A 19,252-nucleotide genomic window follows, 5' to 3' on the forward strand; every position below is an offset into this window, starting at 1 on the left:
GGGCGTGAATTGCAAACGAGCCTGGTCTGAACTTAGGTATTCGGTAGCAACGACTTGAGCTGATAAATCGCATCGAGCGCCGCGCGTGGCGTGAGTTCGTCGCCATCCAGCGCGCGCAGCGCCGACTCTACCGCCGACGGCAACGCTGGCGCTAGTGGCGGCGCAAACAAGCCGAGTTGCGGCGACGTAGTTTCCTTGCCATGGCGAACCATCGCGGGTTTGCTCGTGCCGACTTCGAGGGCATCGAGATAACGCCTGGCATCGGCAATCACGGCTTTCGGCAAACCCGCCAGCGCGGCCACCTGCAAGCCGAAACTGCGGTTGGCCGGGCCTTCTTTCACCGCGTGCATGAACACCAGTTTGTCGCCGTGTTCGACCGCATCCAGATGCACGTTGACGATGCCGTCGTACTGCGCGGCGAGTTCGGTCAGCTCGAAATAATGCGTGGCGAAGAGAGTGAAGGCACGGTTCTTCACGGCCAGTTGCACGGCGCAGGCTTTGGCAAGTGCAAGACCATCGTACGTTGAGGTGCCGCGCCCAACTTCGTCCATCAGCACCAGACTATACAATGTCGCATTGTGCAAAATGTTGGCCGTCTCGGACATCTCGACCATGAAGGTGGATTGCCCGCGCGCGAGATCGTCACCCGCGCCGATGCGCGTGAAAATCCGATCGATCGTGCCGATCCGCGCGCTATCTGCCGGCACGTAGCTACCGACATGTGCGAGCAGCACGATCAGCGCGGCCTGACGCATGTAGGTGGACTTGCCGCCCATGTTCGGGCCGGTGACGATGAGCATGCGCCGAGTTTCGTCGAACCGCAGATCGTTCGGTTCGAACGGTTCACTGCGCACCTGTTCAACCACCGGATGACGGCCGCGCACGATCTGAATTCCGGCGCTATCGCCGAGGGTCGGCGCGTTCCAGTTCAGTGTGTCGGCGCGCTCGGCGAGATTCGCCAGCACGTCGAGTTCGGCCATTGCTTCGGCAGCGGATTTCAGCGGCTGCAATTGCTCCAGCAATCGATCCAGCAGCGCTTCGTACAAGGCGCGCTCGCGCATCAGCGAACGTTCGCGTGCCGATAAAACCTTGTCCTCGAAACCTTTCAGTTCTTCGGTGATGTAACGCTCAGCGCCTTTCAAGGTTTGCCGGCGCGTGTAGTGCGTCGGTACGCGTGCGATGTAGGAATTGGTGATCTCGATGTAATAGCCGTGCACGCGGTTGTAGCCGACTTTCAGCGGGATGCCACTCGCGATTTTTTCGCGTTCTTCGAGGTCGATCAGAAACTGGTCGGCGTTGGTCGACAGCGCGCGCAGTTCGTCCAGCTCGGCATCGAAACCGGTGCGGATCACGCCGCCGTCGCGCAACAACGCTGGTGGCGAATCGATCACGGCGCTGGCGAGATACACCACGGTGTCGGCATGTTCGCCGAGACGCGCGAGTAGTTCGAGCAGCAGCGGACTGTCGTGCGCGCCGAGTTGTTCACGCAGTTTTGGTGCAGCGGCGAGGCCATCGCGCAAAGTGGAAAGATCGCGTGGTCGCGCCGAGCGCAGCGCGATACGCGCGAGGATGCGTTCGAGATCACCGACGCCGCGCAGGGTTTCGCGCAGACCTTCGAAACGGCGTTGCTGGATCAACGTGTCGATCGCCTGATAACGCCTGCGCAACACGTCGTGATTTCGCAACGGCCGATGCAGCCAGCGCCGCAGGGTCCGCGCGCCCATCGGCGTGGCGGTCTGGTCGAGCACGCCGAGCAAAGTGTGCTCGCTGCGCCCGCTGGCGTTGCTGTCGAGTTCGAGATTGCGGCGTGTGGCGGCATCCAGCGCGATGGTTTCGTAGGCCTGTTCCAGCGCCATGCTGTTGAGATGCGGCAATTGGCTTTTCTGCGTTTCCTCGACGTAACCAAGCAGCGCACCGGCGGCCGCGATCGCGAGTGGAAAATCCTCGCAACCGAATCCGCGCAGGTCGCGCGTGCCGAAAAATTTGCAGAGTTGGCGATAGCCGGTTTCGCTGTCGAAATGCCACGGCGCGCGACGCCGCAGGCCGGGCAGTTCGCTGACAAATTTCGGCCAGACGCCATCGTCGGCGATCAATGATTCGGCTGGGCTCAGGCGCGCGAGTTCGGATGCCAGCGCTTCCGCATTTGCAACTTCGCTGAGCAGGAAACGTCCTGCCGATAAATCCACCCACGCCAGCCCATAACCGTGCTTGCCGGCACTGATCGCAAGCAACAGATTGTCACGGCGTTCTTCCAGCAACGATTCGTCAGTGACCGTGCCGGGCGTGACCACGCGCACGACTTTGCGCTCGACCAGACCTTTCGCCAGCGCCGGATCGCCGATCTGTTCGCAGATCGCGATCGATTCGCCGAGCCGGATCAGCCGTGCGAGATAACCTTCCGCCGCGTGATACGGCACGCCACACATCGGAATCGGTGCGCCGGCCGACGCGCCGCGCTGCGTCAATGTAATGTCGAGTAGCCGCGCGGCCTTGCGCGCATCGTCATAGAACAGCTCGTAGAAATCGCCCATGCGGAAAAACATGAGCGTATCCGGAAAATCCACTTTCGCCGAAAAATACTGGCGCATGAGAGGAGTGTGTTCCTGCGGCACCTGGCCACGGGCTTGTGTCTGATCGTTCAATGTATGCATCTCGATGAAGGTATTCGCGTGCCGTTGATGCCGGATCGTCGCGTTGCCGACGGGTGCTGTCGGCAGGTAGCGCAATTGTGCCGTAACGGTCGGCGCGTTACAGAGGTTTTATGACTGCCGGAAAATTGTGCGATATGTCGGGTATGTCACTAACGTCAATTCGGCGACAACGATGGTGCAGCTGAAATGCACAAAACGCGGGCGAAGATAATAATCCCTTGTAAGGCTAAAGCTAGGCTGTCACGCTACCCGGACGTCAACTTGGGGGGAGGTTTGGCATGAACACGTCACGCATGATTCGTGTTGCGGCGCCGATGCTTTTTGCATTCGCCAGTCTTGTCGCTGCGCGCACGCTGCCACCGGCCGCAGCACCGCAAACCGTGGGAGCCGCCGTTGCGACCTCCGATGGCATCGTCACCGGCGAGGACGGACGCATTCAGGTATTCGTCGAGCTCAATGATCCCGCCGCCGCCGTGCAATACGCCGTGGCGCTGGCAAATACATCGCTACCAAAAATACAGGCGAAGAAAAACGCGGTTGACGCGGGTAAAGCGCAGGCGCAGGTTAATCGCGCCGCGCAAGATCGCGTCGCTGCAAAATTGCACGCGCTGAATACCACTGAGGTGTATCGCGTGTCGTTGGTGCTCAACGGCATTTCGGTGATGATTGATCGCGCCAATCTCGCCAGCGTGCGCAGCATTCCGGGCGTCAAGCGCGTTTTCCCGATTTATATCGAACACACCACCAGCTCGCAAAGCGTGCCGTTCATCGGTGCGCCCAGCGTGTGGGCCAACACCATCGGCTTGCCGGCAGGCGCTGACGGCACCGGTATTCGCATCGGCATCATCGACACCGGCATCGATTACCTGCATGCCGATTTCGGCGGCAGCGGTTTACTCGCCGACTATAATACAGAGTCGAGCAATAGCGCCGCGTTCACCACGGCGGGTGCATTCCCGACCGCAAAAATTATTGGCGGCACCGACTTCGCGGGCGATGCCTACACAGGTGCCAATGCTCCGGTGCCCGACGCCAATCCGATGGATTGCAACGGTCATGGCAGCCATGTCTCCGGCACCGCCGGCGGCTTCGGTGTGACTGCGGCTGGTGCCACGTTTGCCGGGCCATACGACGCCAATGCGGCAACCTACACTCCGCTGCGCATCGTGCCTGGCAGTGCGCCCAAGGCGTCGTTGTATGCGCTGCGCGTGTTCGGCTGCACCGGCAGCACGGGGCTGACAGTGCAAGGAATCGACTGGGCGATGGACCCGAATGGCGATTCCGATCTTTCCGATCATCTGGACGTGATCAATATGTCGCTTGGCTCTGATTTCGGCAACGAACTCAATGCCACTGCGCTGGCTTCTGACAACGCCGCGCTGGCCGGTGTCATCGTCGTTACCTCGGCGGGCAATTCCGGTGACACGTTCTTCATCGCTGGTGCCCCCGGCGTTGCCTCGCGCGCGATTGCCACTGCGGCCTCGCTCGATGGCGGCGAAACCGTTGGCTCGGTGAAGGTCAATTCCCCAGTCGGGATCGCTGGCAGTTATATCGCAACCATCCCCGCATACGGTCCGGTGCCGAGCGGGCAAACCGCCACTGCCGTAATTGCACTCGATGCCGCCAATGGCACCGGGCCGACTACTACGGATGCGTGCACGGCACTGACCAACGCCGCGGCGATCGCGGGCAATATCTGCGTGGTTGATCGCGGCACGTGCAGCTTCAAGACCAAATCACTGAATTGCCAGAACGCTGGCGCAATCGGCGTGGTCGCGGTAGACAACGCGCCAGGTTCGCCACCGGCCGGTACCGCCGACGATCCAGCCATCACTACCGCAATCACCATCCCGACCTTGCGTATTACCTTGGCCGACGGTACCAATATCAAGAGTACGATCACGTCTTCGCCACCGGTGAATATTACCCTCGTCGGCGCCAGCGGCGGCGACACGCTGGCCAGTTTTTCGTCGCGCGGACCGCGCAGCACGATCGGTTCTGCATTGCGACTCAAACCCGATATCGCCGCACCGGGCTTGAACATCACCTCGGTGCAAACCGGCCATACCTGCACCGCGGCGGCGGGCTGCACGGGCGTATCCGATCCGTCCGGCTTCAACGCCGGCAGCCAGTTGCTGGTGATCTCCGGCACGTCGATGGCCAGCCCGCACGTGGCCGGCGTGATGGCGCTGCTGCGCCAGCTCAAGCCCGATTGGACGGTGGAAGAGATCAAGGCGCTGGCGATGGACTACGCCGTCAACGACGTGACCTTGTTCCCCGGCGCGACCCCGCCGCGATTCGGCCTGTCGCGTATCGGTGGTGGTCGTGTCGATCCGGCCAAGGCCGCGCTCGGCAATGTCGTGGCAATGAACGCCGAAGATACCGGACTGGTCAGCGTCGCGTTCAGTCCCGAAGTCACCGGCGCGGTGACACAAAGTAAAAAAGTACACATTGTGAACAAAGGCACGACTTCGCAAACCTTCGACTTGGCGTTCGATACCGTGGTGGATGCGCCCGGCGTGGCGTTTGCGTTGCCGGGTGGCAACAGCGTCACCATCGCCGCCGCCAGCACGCTCGACATTGATGTGCAGATGAATGCCAACAGCGCGCAGATGAAGCACACGCGTGATCCTTCGTTGTTCGCCACTCAAGGCGTACAGGCCAATTTCGGCGACCAGCCACGCAATTTCCTCACCGAAAAAGGAGCGTATCTCACGTTCAAGCAGGGCGGCAATTTGCAGTTCCGCCTGCCGGTGTACATGGCGGAACGCCCGGCATCGACGATGTCGGCGCCGGATACCATCGTCACCGGCGGCGCGCTGACCGGTTCGACCACGATTGCGCTGTCGGGATCGGATATTTGCACCGGCACTCTTGCCGCCGGGCCGACTTGCACCGGTACTTTCCCGACCGATGTCGAATCGCTGGTATCGCCGTTCGAGTTGCAAGTGGTGGGTGCGCGCAACCAGGGCGTTGTACCCGATTACGCCGATATCCATTACGCGGGAGCATCATTTCTGCCCGGCGCCGGCAGCCCGAACCTGAGCAACGATCTGATCATGTTCGGTGTCGCCAGTTGGGGTGATTGGGCCACGCCGAATGATGTGGCGTACGACATCTGCGTCGACAACAACAACGACGGTGTCTACGAGAAAATCATCTACAACTCCAAGCCCTCGATCTTCGTCGCCAACGCGTCGGCCAACGACAATTTCGTGCGCATCGTGCTCGATACGACGACCAACGGCAACTCGATTCTCGGACTCGCTTCGTACGCCAATCTGCTCGCGCCGTCGACGATCGATTCGGCCATGCATTTGAACAATGTCATGGTGCTCGGTGCCACGCCGAGCCAGCTGGGTTTCGTCAGTACGGCCAACCAGACGCTGCGCTACAAGATCATCACCTGTCCGGGCAGCAACCCGAGTTGCGCACGCACCACCACGGGCGATCATTGCTCGCCCGCCGCTGGCACGTTCTATGGGCAGGCAGCCGGGCCGTACGTCTACAACTGGGGCGCGCAAGGCCTCAACTTCGGTGGCAGTTTCCTCGGAAACGATCTCAACGGCGCGGCGTTACCAGTGACGTGGAACACCGCCAACATGACTACCAACGGTTCGCTCGGTGCGTTGCTGCTGCATCACCACAACAAATCCGGTACGCGTGCCGAAGTGGTGGTGCTGGACAGCGCTGCACATACCGATGTTGCGGTCACGCAGTCGATGGCGCCGGTCAGTCCGTTGTTCGGTCAGAACGTGACTTTCACGGTGACGGCCAACAACACTACCGCGACAGCCGCGGGTAACGTTGCGCTCGGTGATCTGCTGCCGAACGGACTCACCTACGTTTCGGATGACGGTGGTGGCGCGTATTCTTCAAGTACCGGCCTGTGGACGATCGGCGCGCTCTCGGGCAGCGCCACTTCAACGCTGCATATCGTGGCGACGGTGGTATCGACTGATCAACAATGCAATGCCGCGATGCTCGTCGCCTCGTCCCCCCTGGATACGAATCCGGCCAACGACAGCGCGACCGTATGCGTGATGGCGCCGCGCTCGGCGGATCTGGCCGTCACGATCACGGCCAGCACACCCACGGTGCTGGTCGGTGCGCCGCTCAGCTACACCATCACGGTCACCAACAACGGCGGCGACACCGCGTATGCGTTGAACGTGCAGGATGCCTTTCCGGCGTATCCGCTGGTGAATCCAACCGGCTTCACCGCATCGCAAGGCAGCTACACCCCGGCGACGGGTTTGTGGAATCTCGCCAGCCTCGGTCACGGTGCTTCGGCAACGCTCACCATCTCGCTGCCCGCACCGAATATCGCCGGTGCATTGACCAACCAGGTCAACGGTGCCTCGAGCGCGAACGATCCCAGCACCGCCAACAACAACGCCAGCGCCACCACGATGGTGTTGTCGCCTGCGCTGGTCAGCACCACGATGAGTGTGGCCGGCAGCTTTTCTCCGGGCAGCACGGTCACCTACACCGTCGCGTTGTCGAACTCCGCCAACTACGATCAACAGGACAACCCCGGAGCGGAATTCGCGACCACCTTGCCCGCGCAATTGACACTGGTTTCGGCGTTCGCGAGCAACGGTATCGCAGTGGCCACTGTGGCGACCAACGCGGTGGTGTGGAACGGCGCGGTACAGGCCAACGGTTCGGTGACAATCACGATCACGGCCACGATCAATGCAGGCGTGCTCGCCGGCACGCAGGTGAGCAATCAGGGCACCACAAATTTCGATGCCGACGGCAACGGCACGAATGAGTCCACGGCATTGTCGGATGACACCTCATTGCCGGGTACCAGCAACCCGACCGTATTCACGGTGGTATCGCCTGCGCTGGTTTCTGCGACCAAGACCGTTGCGGGAACATTCCAGCCCGGTGGCAGCGTGACTTACACCGTGGTACTTACCAACAACGGCAGCAGCACCCAGCTCGACAATCCGGGCAATGAATTCACCGACGTACTTCCGGCGGCTTTGGCGTTGGGTTCGGTGAACGCATCCTCCGGTACCGTGACAACGGCATCAAATACCGTCGGCTGGAATGGCAGCATTGCGGCGGGCGGATCAGTGACCATCACTATCCTCGCGACTATCAATTCCGGCACAGCGCCCGGTGCGATAAGCAATCAGGGTACGGTGGCTTTCGATGCGGACGGCAACGGCACCAACGAATCGACCGCACTCACCGATGATCCGGGATTGCCCGGCACGAGCGATCCGACCAGCTTCAATTTGGTTTCTCCGGCCACATTGTCGGCGACCAAGACGGTGAGCGGTTCATTCCAGGTGGGTACGAATGTCACCTACACCATCGTCATCAGCAACACTGGCAGTGCTGCCCAACTCGATAATATCGGTCACGAATTTGTCGATAATCTTCCGCCTGCGCTGGCGTTGATATCGGCCTCGACAAGCTCGGGAACAGCGGTCGCGATACTGGTCACGAACCAGGTAACCTGGGACGGCAGCATTGCGGCCGGCAGCAGTGTCACGATCAACATCGTGGCGCATATTCTTTCGACTCCGGTGGGTCAGGTCGTCACGAATCAGGGCGCCGTCAATTTTGATGCAGATGGGGACGGTAGCAATGAATCGAGCGCAGTGACCAACGATCCAAGCCAGCCCGGATCAGCAAACCAAACCGTATTCACGATCGCGGCTACGGCAATCGCGCAGGCCATTCCGACTCTGGGTTCAAGCAGTTTGTGGCTGCTCGGCACGGTGCTGACTTTGCTGGCATTCCTGCATCGCCTACGCACAATCAAGTAGACCGATAGCGCCGCCGCTCACGATGCAGTGTGAGCTGCGGCCCATTGCTGCGTATCGCGCAATGCGATACGTCGCAGCATGGTTGTGGCGACTATGATCAAATTTCTGCTCGCGACCCTCCCCCGAAAACGCGTTACGCCACCGGCGGCGGCGCGCGTTTTATATTGATCTTGCGACGGCCGTTGTTCGATCGCTGTTTCGATGCGTTGATGCGCACGACCTCTAAACGAGCGGCCAAGTAAGCGATAACTGTGATGGCCGATTTGGCAGCGATTCGAACTGGCCCCGTCGATCTTCAGCGTGCTTGTGCCTTACATCTGGTCGCGCGCTTTTTTGGGTTGTATCCAGCCGAGGTTTGGTCCGCCTGCGGAGCCTTTGCAAATTGCATTGCGATCTCTGCGTGCGTCCTGCAAATTTCCCGAAAACTTACTCGTTATATATTTGTAACCGACTGATTTTGTTTACACATCTCGTTGGCACGCGACTTGTAATGTCTAACCGCGTCCCATCAACAATGAGGTGTTTTTATGAAACAGCAATTATGTGCAATGGCTTTCGGTATCGCGCTGGTTTGCGGCGGCGTTTCCACATCGTTCGCCGCGGACACCGACATGAGTGCTGCCAAATCCGAGCAGCCCGTCACCGACACCTGGATCACCACCAAGGTCAAAAGTGAGCTCGCGACCACCGATGGAATTTCGTCAATGGATATCGCCGTGACTACCAAGAACGGTTTGGTAACTCTGTCTGGCCAAGTCAACAGCAAGGCGCAGGTACAGAAGGCGGTAGCGGTTGCCAAGGCAGTGAAGGGCGTGCAGAAAGTGGATTCCGCCGCGCTGAGTTCGCGCGACTAATTCATCTTTGATTGTTCGCTGCTATTCGAAAAAATTTCCTGAAAAAAATTCTGGAGTTGTCATGAACGAAGATCGCATCAAGGGTCAGTGGAAACAGTTGTCGGGCAAGCTCAAGGAAAAGTGGGGCAAGCTCACCGACGACGATTTGAAGCAGGCCGAAGGCACCAGCGAATATCTGGCTGGCCGTCTGCAGGAGCGTTACGGCATTGCCAAGGACGAAGCGCACAAGCAGATCAATGATTTTCAGAAAGGCTTGTAATCACCGCATCGCAAGGACGCGAGAAAAATTTTGAAAGTACTACATCGGAAGCGGCGTTCGCGCCGCTTCCTTTTACGCCAAATTCAAGATCAGCGTTTTGTGCATCGCTGTATTTTTTGCGAAAACGTTGCCGAGTCACTCGACTCGAATCAGTCATGAGGAGCGATAGCATGAGCCAAAGTCATCTGGATAACGATGCGGTAAAGGAAGTCGGCAAACATATCCGACATGCCAAGGTCGCGATGTTCACCACGCGTAGCAATGGTGATCGTTTGATCAGTCGTCCGTTGCATACACGCGATACCGAATTCGACGGCAACCTGTGGTTTTTCACGGGGCTGGATACGACCAAGGTCGGCGAGATCAAGAGTAATCCGCGCGTCAATCTGGCTTATGTCGATGCTGGTGATGGTGCCTTCCTGTCGGTGGAAGGACGCGCCGAAATCGTGCGCGATCAACACAAGGTCGACGAGCTCTGGTCCGATGCGATGGACTCGATATTTTTCAAGGGCGGCAAGACCGATCCGAATCTTGTGCTGATCAAGGTGACCTGTGAAAGCGCGGAACTTTGGACTTCATCAAGTACCGCGATCGGCCGCGTTTACAATTTCATCAAGGCCAAAATCACGGGCGATGAAAAAGACCTCGGCGCGCACAAGCATGTCGAACTGAAGCACTAAGTTTTAGCTGTTCGGATTCGTAAACCGTCCCACCTGTTTTGTCGGTTTGCCTGGAATTATTACAACAAGAGGAGATTTGCCATGCGTACAATTTTACTCGTTTTGATTGTGTTGCTTGTCGTCGGCGCGTTGCCGACCTGGCCGTACAGTGCACAGTGGGGTTATTACCCGAGTAGCGGACTCGGGCTGCTGTTGCTGATCATCATTTTGCTGGCGGTATTCCGCCGAGCGTGATGCGCGCGTTGTAGATACGGCGTCATAAATCAGTCGTTGCCGCGCGCCTGTTGCAGGCGCGCGATTTATAAAATCCCGCCTCAAGCTTTTCCTATCGCGCGATTCCGCGCAGGTCGCGAGCCTTCGCTCGACTTACGGCCAGATATTTTCCATTCTTCAATTCGGCGCTGATACTTCCGTTCGCATCACGACGAAATGCAACGACATGGTCGAGATTGACGATATGGGTGCGGTGAATGCGCATGAATCGCTTTGCATCCAGGCGCGCTTCGAGCTGATTCAGCGACAGATGCAGCAGATGTTGCGTGTCGTTGGTGTGCGCGGCGATGTAGTCGCCGACGGCTTCGAACCATACGATCTCGTCGACTGCGATCGGCATGATGCTGCGACCGCTGCGCACGAATAATCGGCTCATCGGCGCATGGCTCATCGCTTCGCCAAATCGATCCAGCGATGAAATACGCGGCTCGCCGAATGCCGTGCGAATGCGATCGAGAGTGGCGCGCAAACGCTCTTCGCCGAACGGTTTCAACAAATAATCGAGCGCGCCGAGCTCAAACGCGGTCACCGCGTGTTGTGCATATGCGGTGGTGAACACGACCAATGGTTGATGCCGAATCTGGCGCAACACATCGGTACCGAGCAATCCGGGCATGTGGATATCGAGAAACACGAGTTCAGGTTTGAGCCTGTCGATTGCTTCGATGGCGGCGGGGCCATTTGCCGCTTCACCGATGCAGCTGATCCATTCCACCTCGGCCAGCATATGGCGCATGCCGGCGCGCGCGACTGGTTCGTCATCGACGATCAACGTGGAAATCTTGGCCGTATCAGTCATGTATGTTGTGGCCGCGATCTCGATCCGCAATGTCATCGGACGACGTCGATTGCGGCACGATCAAGCTCGCGCGGAAACCTTCGCCGATGTTGCTCGCAAGTTCCAGTCGTGCGTTGTTTCCGTACAACCAGCGCATGCGTTCGCGCAGTCGGCGCAGTCCCGTGCCGACCGCGGTTTCGACTTCGCGAATGTCGGCACCGACTCCATCGTCGGCAACGTTCACTATCAGCATTGCGCCGTCGAGCGTCGCCAATATTTTCACATGCGTTGTTTCGATGCGCGGCGCGGCGCCGTGCCGTATCGCATTCTCGATCAGCGTCTGCAGTGCAAACGTCGGCAACATCGCCAGGCGCGTCGATTCTTCCATCGCAATAGTTACGCGCAGACGATCGCCGAAGCGGATGCTCTCGATCGCCAGATAACGCTCGACGAAGGCCCACTCTTCGCCGAGCGTTATCAGATCGCGTTGTTCTTCCAGTGTCGTGCGCAGCGTGCCGGCAAGTTGCTCTGTCGCGAGCGCCGCGGCGCGCGGATCGATCGGAATCAATTGCACGACCGTGTGCAGAGCGTTGAACAAGAAATGCGGATGCAACTGCGAGCGCAACGTATCGAGCTGCATCCGCGTTGCGTGTGCCTCCATTCGGGCCGTGCGCTCTGCTGCAAGGTTGGCGTACGCCACACCGGCGACCATGATGTACAACCATATCCCGGTAGACAACGAGATGCCGGCACCGGGGCCGAGGGCGAAAATAAAATGCCCCATCACCAGACTGTCGATCACGCTGATAAGCACATACCACGCGACGGAATACAAACTTGCGGCGACCAGATGCATGAGCACAAAAGCTAGCCGGAACGGATGCGGCCACGCCATCCGCGAAGTAAATTTGTATACCGCGATACCAAGCAATGCTGCCGCACCAATCATGCGCAAGGCGCCGATCGCAGCATCGGCGAACGATGCGTGATGCACGATCACGATAATCGCGGTGAACAGCGCCCACATCGGCAACCACGCGACCGCCAGTTGTAGCCAGACCCATCCACGTGACATGGCTTATCTCGGCTCGACTAAAGCAGTGACTGGCGGCGATATATTCACGGCGGCGTGTTTGTCGCTGCGCGCTTGGCATCGATGGTTAGCACGGCTTCATCCCAGGTTTGTCCATTGTCGGTCGAGCGATCCTGCAGCATGTGGAAACTGTTGGCGCTGATGTCGTAATAACGCGTGCGGGTCAGCGTGGTGCCTTCGGCGTCGATGAATTTTCCATCGAGGTGCATCTCGCCATTCAGCCATTGTCCGCTAGCTTCGCTGCTGCGTCCGTTCTGCGTGTCTTTTCCGCTAAGTTTCCAGAGATGCCGGGCCGTGTCGTACACACGTCGCGAGTGGTTCGAGGATAGTGGATTGCCCGAGCCATCGACAATGCGCATGTCGTCCTCGATGCCAAGTCCATCGCTGCTGCGCGATGCCTTCCACGTGCCGATCAATCGCGGTGCACCGTGAATCATCGCGACCAGTCCGCTGACTTTCGGATGCACTTCGAGTTGCCATTCTCCGAGCATGAAATCGAACTGGCTCGCCTCGCTCGACATGGCAGGCGCGCCTGAATTTGTCGCGGCAGGTGTGGTATCTGCGGCAGGTTCCGCGAACGCGGCGATCGGGCCGGTTAAAAACAGTAGAAGCAAAAATCCGCAAGAACGATTCATCGAAAACTCCATTGAGTAGTGGCGACAGCGGAGCCAAGCATGCCATCGGGATTCTTCGCCGACCGCCACTTTCGCCGAATGGTCGGCTGGCATCGTTGAACGGCGGTGCTGCATATTTCCATCGGCGGGAATTCGCCGAACGGTCGAATGGCGCGGTCGAACCGTAAGCCGCTGGCGGCGATTGCGAATTACAGTGGACGCACACTTTCAACTGCATCGGAGCGCGTTCGTGACGCCATTTTCAAACCTCGATTCTGCTTCGGCAACGCTGATCAATTTGCGTGATATTCGTAAAACCTATCCGAGTCCGGCAGGCGCTTTCGTCGCGCTGGCCGATATCAATCTCGTGATTCAGCGTGGCGAGTTCGTCGCCATCGTCGGACAATCCGGCAGCGGCAAATCGACACTGCTGAATCTGCTCGCCGGCATTGATCATCCGAGCAGCGGCGAGATTGTGATAGACGGCCACGCGCTGCATGCGCTCTCGGAAAAATCGCTGTCCTTATGGCGCGGACGTTCGGTCGGCATCGTGTTTCAGTTCTTTCAATTGCTGCCGACCTTGACCGCTGCGGAGAACGTGATGTTGCCGATGGATTTCGTCAACCGCTGGCCAAAAAATGAGCGCCGTGCGCGGGCATTGGCGCTGCTCGATCGACTCGGCGTGGCCGAGCAAGCCGACAAACTTCCATCCGCACTTTCCGGCGGACAGCAACAACGCGTTGCCGTCGCGCGCGCGCTGGCGAACGAACCCGCGATCCTGCTCGCTGACGAACCGACCGGCAATCTCGATTCGCGCACCTCGCAAAGTTTGCTGGCGTTGCTGGTCGATCTTGTCCACGACGGCCAGACCGTGGTGATGGTGACGCACGAACACGCGGCGATGCGCCATGCGACGCGCACGATTACCTTGGTCGATGGTCGTATCGTCGAAAACGAGTCGGCCTGCGCGGAGCCGGCCCATGTTTAGTCCGCGCTGGCACAAGATGCGACGCGACGCGTGGCTGCACAAATCGCGCAGTTTGCTGGTGGTGTTCGCCATCGCCACCGGCATGATCGCCGCGGGTGCGCTGCTGGATACCTGGGCGTTGGTACAGCGCGTGACTGCCAGCAGCTATCTCGGCAGTCATCCGGTATCCGCGACTTTGCGTGTTGATACACTCGATCCGATGTTGCTGGCGCAAGTGCGCGCGCTGCCGGCCATCGCCGCCGCGCGTAGCCGACGCACGGTATACGCGAACGTGGATGTTCATGGCACGCGTTTGACCGCCGCGCTGTTTGCGCTCGATGAATTCGATACGCCGAACATCGGCAGACTCGAATCCGAACGAGGAAAATGGCCACCGCGCGATGGCGAGATCGCGATCGAAAAATCCGCGCTGGAATTTTCCGGCGCAGCGCTCGATGGTGCGATCACGCTGCAATTCGGAAAGTCGCCAGCGCGCGCGCTGACGGTCAGCGGCATTGCGCATGATGTCAGCCTGCCGCCGGGATGGATGGATCATGTCGTTTACGGATTTGTCACGCCAGCGACACTCGGCATGCTCGGCGCACCATCCGCGCTCGACGAAATCCAGATCGTTGTGCGTGACACCACGGCTGATCGTGATGCCGTGCGTCGCATCGCCTACGATGCCAAAGCGCTGATCGAATATGACGGCAAACATGTAACCGCAATCGATGTGCCGGTGCCCGGTGAACACGCCCACGCCGCGCAAATGAACTCGCTGATGCTGACGCAAGGCGCCTTCGGTTTGCTCACGCTGCTGGTATGCAGTTTCCTGATCGTCAACTTGATCACGGCGATGCTCACGGGGCAGACCCGCGAGATCGGTGTGATGAAATCGCTCGGCGCGCGCGCCGGCCAGATCGCGGTCATGTATCTGGGCTTCGCATTTTTGCTCGGTTTGCTGGCCTCGGCGATTGCGCTGCCGGTGGCAATGCTCATTGCGCGTCCGTACGCCGCGCTGAATGCGAGCATGCTGAATTTTTCGATCGACGGTTATGCGATTCCGTGGTGGGCGATTGCGGTGCAGCTTGCGGTCGGTTGTCTGTTGCCGGTGATCGCGGCGATATTTCCGGTGCGACGTGCTTGCCGTTTGTCGGTCAATGCGGCGCTACGCGATTCGGGTCTCGCGGCCGATGCCGGGACGTCGTACGTGCGGCGCCGGATCACGATTCCCGGCATCGGCCGACCGTTGCTGTTGTCGATCGGCAACGCATTTCGCCGCCGTCAGCGATTGCTGCTGACCTTGCTCGTGCTCGCCGCGGGCGGCGCGGTTTTTCTCGGTGCAGGGAATTTGCGCATCGCCGTGCGTGGATCGGTGGATCCGCTTTTTTCGAGTCAGCATTACGATGTGGTTTTGCGTCTGGCCGATGCCCATCCCGCGGCGAAAATCGAGGCCGCGGCGGCAAACGTCAGCGGTGTCGCGCGGGTAGAGGCGTGGGCCAGCGACAATGTCAGCGTCGCGCATGCGGACGGCACATCAGGCAACAGTTTTACGCTGGTCGGGCTGCCAGCGGATTCGGCGATGATCGCGCCGATCATGTTGGGCGGTCGTGGCTTGAACGCCAGCGATAACAATGCGCTGGTGATCAGTCGCAACGTATTGCGCGATGAACCGACACTTTTGCCGGGCACAAAAGTCACGCTGCTCATCGCCGGTCAGCCGATCGAGTTCAGCATCGTCGGCGTGGTGGATGCCGGGCCGCAGAAGATCGCCTACATGCCACGCGCCGCGCTTGATGCGCTGCATGGCGGCGATCTTTCAAGCGCGCTCGTGGTGGCGAGCAAAGCTGCCGATGCACCTTCGCAACTCGATTTGATCCTGCGCCTGCGCAGCGAGCTCGAACGTATCGGCATGCCCGTGGCGAACAGCCAGCTGCTGAGCGAGACGCGTCGTGGCGTGGAAGATCATCTGCTGATGGTCGTGGATTTTCTCGGGCTAATGGCGTGGGTGATGATCGCGGTGGGTGCGATGGGATTGGCGAGCACGATGAGTCTGGCCGTGCTCGAACGCACGCGCGAGATCGGTGTGTTGCGTGCGATCGGCGCACGGCACGGCGCAATCCTGCGCATGATTCAGATCGAGGGGTTGGTGATTGCGCTGCTCGGCTGGCTGGTGTCGATTCCATTGTCGATGCCGATGAGCGCGTTGCTGGCGGATGCGTTCGGGCGCGTGATGTTCACCACTCCGATTCGATGGATGCCGGATGCGCGCAATGTACTTGTCTGGTTGCTGATGGTCGTTGTCGTGTCGCTAATCGCATGCACGTGGCCATCGTTGCGGGCAACTCGAATTCCGACCGCGAAGGCACTCAGCTACGAATGAGCCGCGGCGGCTTTTACGATCCACATACGACGTATAAAACGCAATACGCTAGCGTCATTCGTCTGCCGACAACACGCAAAAAAAAGCACCGGGCCCGTTGGAGGGAACCCGATGCCTCGATCTTTCTACTGCCCCGTTGCCTATGGCAACATTTGTCTTCCGTGACAAACATTTCGGTCCCAGAACGCGGCGCTCACGCGCGGCCTGACAGAGATGGAGGGGAAATCCATGCTCGTTGTAGTTGTTGCGAATCTCGTGCCAAGCGCCGCGATTGCGTAAATCGGTGTTGCAGCAAGGTTTTTCCTCTATGTCGATCTCGTTTGCGCCATGCAGATAGCAACGCGGGCGGTTATCAGATTGGAAATTGCACGATATTGCGATTGGCATTGCCATTGCCATATGCGCGATTAGAACGTTTGCCCCGAATATTTTTTACCTCGCCGCGGGAATATTCATTACAGATTCTTGTGGCAATTCAGTGAACGGATTTCTTGCGTCCACTACCGGATTTTTTCCCGCCACCATCCTGTTTGTTGACGCTTGCCCAGGCGCGGCGTTCCGCTTCCTTGGTCGAGATCCCGCGTTTTTCGTAACCGTCTTCGATATGTTTCGCTTCGCGTTTTTGTTTATCGGTATAGGCCGATTTTTCACCACGTGGCATGACACTTCTCCTGCTGAGTGCACTGGCTGCACGTTTTGCAAGGCGAGCAAATGCTATGCCATGACGATCTTGTGGCGATCAAATATTCTCGGGGAATCTGCACACATGGCGTCGGTTGAAAGCGCGTGGATTTGTCGCATCGTGCATGTGGCACGAAAAAATCTGCCGATCTTGCAAATCGACCGATATGCGAAAGAAAAATTTCAATTCAGATCAATGGATTGCAATGGCAAGCGAAGTGGCACGCGTCTTGGATAGTTATCTCCGCACAGTTCAATCGGGGTAGAAAAAGTATCGCCTACTCCCCGAAATCCGCGCCACAAGGTGTCGGGTATTGCAGATCAATTTGGTCCACCACTCAGGAGAAATACCCATGAAACGATCACATCTAAACGTGTTGCTTGCCGGTCTGACGCTTGCGTCGGTTGGATCGTTCTCGTCGCAGGCACAAGCCGCCAGCGCGGAACTCGATTGCAAGCTGCGTTTCTCGCTTTCGACATGGTCGGCCATCTACAAGCACAGTGAAGGCACGGGTGTCGTGACTTGCGAAAATGGCGCGTCCATGCCGGTAAAAATCGAAGCCAAGGGCGTTGGCCTGACTGCAGGCAAATCGCACGTCGACAACGGCACCGGCCGCTTCACCGATGTGCACACAATTGCTGATGTCCTCGGCAAGTATGCGCAGGGCGAAGCCCATGCCGGCGTGGTCAAGTCCGGTAGCGCGCAGGTGCTGACCAAGGGCACCGTTTCCTTGGCATTGGCAGGCGCCGGCGAAGGTGTCGACATCGGTATCGACGTTGGCGAATTCAACTTGATGCCAGCCAAGTAATCGCGATTGGTTATCCCTCAATGCCGCGGCGCACGTATGCGCCGCGGCATTATTCATGGTGATATTCGTGTTCGCTGGTGAGTTGACCAGCTCGCGCAGGCTCGTCAAGGTGTAAGCTGTTTTGATGTCGATACTTCGGGAGAATCCAATGCATTTGCAGACTCGATTTTTGCGTGGATACTGCCATCGTGGCCGATAGCATCGTTGCGCAATCCCCGGCCACGCAGCCATCGTCGATCGAGGCGGCAGTATCGCTGGCCATTGCACAAAACGGTGTCGAAAACGAGCGCCCGAATGATGCAGCAACGAAGACTACAATCCATCCGCGCTCAGACTTGCGTACGCTCAAGCGCGGCGTGTTGGCGATCCTCGTTCTGCTGACGATGGGGGCCTGTTATCTGGCCCAGGAAGTCCTGATCCCGGTGATTCTGGCATTGCTGGTTTCACTACTGCTTTCACCAGCGGTCACATTTTTGCAGCGGCTGTTTATCCCGCGAGCGCTGGGCAGCATTCTGGTTTTGATCGCGGTGGTCGGTGCGTTTGCTGGTGGCGTAATGCGTCTCGCCGAGCCTGCCCGCGACTGGATCGCCAACGCACCCGCGACGATTCAAACCGTGCAGCAACGATTCCGCAGTTTTCGCGAGCCGATCCGCCAAGCGCAGGAGGCGAGCAAAAAGCTCGAAACTCTCACACAGTCGTCTGCTGCTCCACAAACGGTGGTAGCGGCGCAACCGAGCCTGCTTTCGAGCATGGCCACAAGTACCCCGCATGCGCTGGGTTCCATCGCCGCAGTGCTGATTCTTGTGTACTTTTTTCTATCCTCCGGCAACAGCTTCCTGCGGCGCATGGTTGAAGTGGCACCGCGCCTGCGCGAGAAAAAAGTCGTGGTCGCGATCGCGCGCGATGTGCAGGAAGAAATGTCGCGTTATCTGGTCATGGTCAGCACGATCAATCTCGCGCTCGGCTTGCTCACTGCGATCGCGATGAAACTGCTCGGCGTGCCGAATCCGATGCTGTGGGGCGCGGTTGCGGCGGTGTTGAATTTCGCGCCGTATGTCGGGCCGGCAACCACGGGCCTCGCCTTGCTTGTCGCTGGTTTCACCACATTCGATTCGCTCGGTCATGCGTTCGCTGTACCGGGCGTATTTTTCCTGCTGGCCTTCATCGAAGGGCAGCTCGTCACGCCGGTGATTATCGGCAAGCGCCTCGCGCTGGATCCCACCGTCGTATTCGTCTGGCTTCTGATCTGGGGTTGGTTGTGGGGTGTCGTCGGCATTCTGCTGGCCGGCCCGCTACTCGCGTGTTTTCGAATTTTCTGCCAACACGTCGAAGGACTGCACACGGTATATGTATTGATCGGCGATGGCTCATCGCCGGAATCCGCGCACCGCAAATAACACGCTGCAGCATCGTTGGAGTAG

The 19,252-nt window shown here is 58.9% G+C and carries 14 protein-coding genes; 9 read left to right on the forward strand and 5 right to left on the reverse strand.

Annotated elements, in window-relative coordinates; all coding sequences use genetic code 11:
- Positions 1–32: 32 nt before the first annotated feature.
- Positions 33–2,651, reverse strand: a complete 2,619-nt coding sequence (mutS, locus tag ELE36_RS06595; protein ID WP_425480897.1) for a DNA mismatch repair protein MutS — start codon at positions 2,649–2,651, stop codon at positions 33–35.
- 278 nt (positions 2,652–2,929) lie between these two features.
- Here mutS and ELE36_RS06600 point away from each other — a divergent pair, with 278 nt between their 5' ends.
- The 5 genes from ELE36_RS06600 (at position 2,930) to ELE36_RS06620 (ending at position 10,467) form a co-directional block, all read left to right on the forward strand.
- Entirely contained in the window at positions 2,930–8,440 is a 5,511-nt protein-coding gene (locus tag ELE36_RS06600; RefSeq protein WP_129832317.1) for a S8 family serine peptidase, read from the forward strand.
- Between the two features lie 527 nt (positions 8,441–8,967).
- Positions 8,968–9,294, forward strand: a complete 327-nt coding sequence (locus ELE36_RS06605) for a BON domain-containing protein (RefSeq protein ID WP_129832318.1) — start codon at positions 8,968–8,970, stop codon at positions 9,292–9,294.
- Between the two features lie 61 nt (positions 9,295–9,355).
- Entirely contained in the window at positions 9,356–9,553 is a 198-nt protein-coding gene (locus tag ELE36_RS06610) for a CsbD family protein (RefSeq protein WP_129832319.1), read from the forward strand.
- Positions 9,554–9,723: 170 nt separating this feature from the next.
- Complete coding sequence (locus tag ELE36_RS06615; protein WP_165371507.1) at positions 9,724–10,233, forward strand: pyridoxamine 5'-phosphate oxidase family protein; 510 nt, start codon at positions 9,724–9,726, stop codon at positions 10,231–10,233.
- A gap of 81 nt (positions 10,234–10,314) precedes the next feature.
- Complete coding sequence (locus tag ELE36_RS06620; protein ID WP_129832321.1) at positions 10,315–10,467, forward strand: DUF3309 domain-containing protein; 153 nt, start codon at positions 10,315–10,317, stop codon at positions 10,465–10,467.
- A gap of 91 nt (positions 10,468–10,558) precedes the next feature.
- Here ELE36_RS06620 and ELE36_RS06625 read toward each other — a convergent pair whose 3' ends face one another.
- The 3 genes from ELE36_RS06625 to ELE36_RS06635 are packed head-to-tail and all read right to left on the reverse strand — an operon-like array spanning position 10,559 to position 13,012.
- Positions 10,559–11,305 carry a LytR/AlgR family response regulator transcription factor gene (locus ELE36_RS06625; protein WP_165371508.1) on the reverse strand — a complete coding sequence of 249 codons (747 nt, stop codon included), beginning with the start codon at positions 11,303–11,305 and terminating at the stop codon, positions 10,559–10,561.
- Positions 11,298–12,359 carry a sensor histidine kinase gene (locus ELE36_RS06630; protein ID WP_129832323.1) on the reverse strand — a complete coding sequence of 354 codons (1,062 nt, stop codon included), beginning with the start codon at positions 12,357–12,359 and terminating at the stop codon, positions 11,298–11,300. Before ELE36_RS06630 ends, ELE36_RS06625 begins: the two co-directional genes overlap by 8 nt.
- Positions 12,360–12,403: 44 nt before the next feature.
- The gene (locus ELE36_RS06635; RefSeq protein ID WP_129832324.1) at positions 12,404–13,012 is read right to left on the reverse strand and encodes a hypothetical protein; all 609 of its coding nucleotides are present in this window, start codon (positions 13,010–13,012) and stop codon (positions 12,404–12,406) included.
- A 229-nt stretch (positions 13,013–13,241) separates the two neighbouring features.
- Between ELE36_RS06635 and ELE36_RS06640 the strand changes: the two genes are divergently transcribed.
- On the forward strand, positions 13,242–13,979 hold the full coding sequence (locus tag ELE36_RS06640) for an ABC transporter ATP-binding protein (RefSeq protein ID WP_242512377.1): 738 nt from the start codon (positions 13,242–13,244) through the stop codon (positions 13,977–13,979).
- Positions 13,972–16,341, forward strand: a complete 2,370-nt coding sequence (locus tag ELE36_RS06645) for an ABC transporter permease (RefSeq protein WP_165371509.1) — start codon at positions 13,972–13,974, stop codon at positions 16,339–16,341. The genes ELE36_RS06640 and ELE36_RS06645 overlap by 8 nt, the downstream gene beginning before the upstream one ends.
- Before the next feature lie 475 nt (positions 16,342–16,816).
- Here the strand turns inward: ELE36_RS06645 and ELE36_RS06650 are convergent, their stop codons facing one another.
- Complete coding sequence (locus ELE36_RS06650) at positions 16,817–17,002, reverse strand: hypothetical protein (RefSeq protein WP_129832326.1); 186 nt, start codon at positions 17,000–17,002, stop codon at positions 16,817–16,819.
- A gap of 373 nt (positions 17,003–17,375) precedes the next feature.
- On the opposite strand from ELE36_RS06650, the gene ELE36_RS06655 reads away from it, so the two are divergent.
- Both ELE36_RS06655 and ELE36_RS06660 read left to right on the forward strand, forming a co-directional pair.
- Positions 17,376–17,831, forward strand: coding sequence for a hypothetical protein (locus tag ELE36_RS06655; RefSeq protein WP_165371510.1), 456 nt, complete (start codon positions 17,376–17,378; stop codon positions 17,829–17,831).
- A 173-nt stretch (positions 17,832–18,004) separates the two neighbouring features.
- Positions 18,005–19,228 (forward strand): AI-2E family transporter, encoded by a 1,224-nt coding sequence (locus tag ELE36_RS06660; protein WP_129832327.1) that lies wholly within the window; start codon positions 18,005–18,007, stop codon positions 19,226–19,228.
- Positions 19,229–19,252: the final 24 nt, after the last annotated feature.

Origin of the sequence: Pseudolysobacter antarcticus, assembly GCF_004168365.1 — a bacterium.
Classification (GTDB): Bacteria; Pseudomonadota; Gammaproteobacteria; order Xanthomonadales; family Rhodanobacteraceae; genus Pseudolysobacter; species Pseudolysobacter antarcticus.